The organism is Saccharomonospora saliphila YIM 90502 (assembly GCF_000383795.1).
Lineage (GTDB): Bacteria > Actinomycetota > Actinomycetes > Mycobacteriales > Pseudonocardiaceae > Saccharomonospora > Saccharomonospora saliphila.
Genome location: NZ_KB912729.1, coordinates 18,828 through 20,682 on the forward strand (window position 1 = coordinate 18,828; position 1,855 = coordinate 20,682).

The window sequence follows — 1,855 nt, forward strand, 5'->3', positions numbered from 1 at the left end:
CGTGTGGGCCACACCCACCCTGGAGACCGCCGTCGCGACGGTCGCCGCGCTGCTGGCGGGCACACCCGCCGTGCCGGTGAACCCGGCCAGCGGCGAACGCGAGCTCACGCACATCGTCACGGACAGCACCCCGGCCGCCGTCCTGACCGCGCCGGAGGCCGAGCTCCCGCCCACGCTGCGCGACCTCCCCCGGATCGACGTGGGTGTCGACCCCGGCGACACAACGGCTACCCCGGTGGGCACCGAGCCGGACGCCGAGGCCCCCGCGTTCGTCGTCTACACCTCGGGCACCACGGGCCCGCCCAAAGGTGTCGTGCTCTCGCGCCGCGCCGTGGCCGCGTCGCTCGACGCGCTCACCGACGCCTGGCAGTGGACCGGGGACGACGTGCTCACCCACGGGCTGCCGCTGTTCCACGTCCACGGCCTGATCCTCGGTGTTCTGGGCCCCGTGCGCGTCGGCGGCGCGCTGCACCACGTCGGCCGGTTCTCCACGGCGGCGATCACGGCCGAACTCGCGGGCGGGGCCACCATGCTCTTCGGCGTGCCCACCATGTACCACCGCATCGCCGACGAACTCGACCACGACCCGGCCCTGGTGGAGGCGCTGCGACGGGCACGTCTGCTGGTCTCCGGGTCGGCGGGACTGCCCTTGCGCGACCACGAGCGCATCGCCGCGCACACCGGCAGGCGGGTGATCGAGCGGTACGGGATGACCGAGACGCTGATGAACACGAGCGTGCGCGTCGACGGCCCGCACCGCCCCGGCACCGTCGGGGTGCCGTTGCGCGACGTTCGGCTCCGACTCGTCGACGACGACGGAACCGTGCTCGACACGAGCGACGGCGAGACCGTGGGGGAGGTCCAGGTCCGCGGCCCGAACCTGTTCAGCGGGTACCTCAACCGGCCGGACGCGACCGCGGAGGCGTGCACGGACGGGTGGTTCCGCACCGGGGACATGGCGACCCGCGACACCGACGGACATCTGCGCATCGTCGGCCGGAAGTCGACCGACCTCATCAAGAGCGGCGGATACCGCATCGGCGCGGGAGAGATCGAGAACGCGCTGCTCGACGCGCCCGGGGTGGCCGAGGTCGCGGTGACCGGCGAACCCGACGACGACCTCGGGGAACGCGTCGTGGCGTGGGTCGTTCCGGACGGTGAGCGTCCGTCGCCGGAGGCCCTCGCCGAGCACGTCACCCGCAGGCTGGCCGCGCACAAACGGCCCCGCGTGGTGCGCTACCTCGACGCGCTGCCGCGTAACGACATGGGCAAAGTGCTGAAAAGGGCTCTCGACGGGTGACAACGCGGCCCGGGACGGGTGACGAACGCCCTGCCCGGGTGCCGACGGCACCGTGGGAGTGAAGAAGCAGGCATGACTGACACGGCACGCACCGTGCTCGACGCGGTGGCCCCCGGATTCACCGATCTGGAGGTGGACGAACCGAGCGGCACCGACGCGGACGCGCCGGACGGCCCCCTCGGCTGGGCCGGGTACGGCAAGGCGCAGCAGGGCGCCCGGCGGCGCACGGGCGAAGCGGAGTCGGTCCTCTGCGGGACCGCATCGCTGGACGGCGTGGAGGTCGTGCTCGTGGCGTTCGAGTTCGCGTTCCTGGGCGGGTCCCTCGGTCACCGTGCGGGTCTGCGGCTGGAACGCGCGTTCGCCGAGGCGCGCCGCCGTCGCGCCCCCGTCGTCTCCCTGATCGCCACCGGAGGCAGCCGGGTCCAGGAGGGTATGCGCGCGCTGGCCCAGTTGCATCGCATCGCGGGCGCGGTCGCCGCACATCGCCGCGCCGGGCTGCCACAGATCGCGGTGCTGCGTGACCCCACCACCGGCGGCGGCTGGGCGACCCTCGGC

General features: G+C 73.7%; 2 protein-coding genes. Both read left to right on the forward strand.

Annotated features, from left to right (window positions below; genetic code table 11):
* Positions 1 to 1,300 (forward strand): acyl-CoA synthetase (locus SACSA_RS0120650; protein ID WP_083940334.1); only part of this gene is annotated, 1,300 nt, incomplete at its 5' end.
* A gap of 72 nt (positions 1,301 to 1,372) precedes the next feature.
* Positions 1,373 to 1,855, forward strand: a 483-nt coding sequence (locus SACSA_RS0120655) for a carboxyl transferase domain-containing protein (protein WP_019819767.1), incomplete at its 3' end; no start/stop codon positions are given.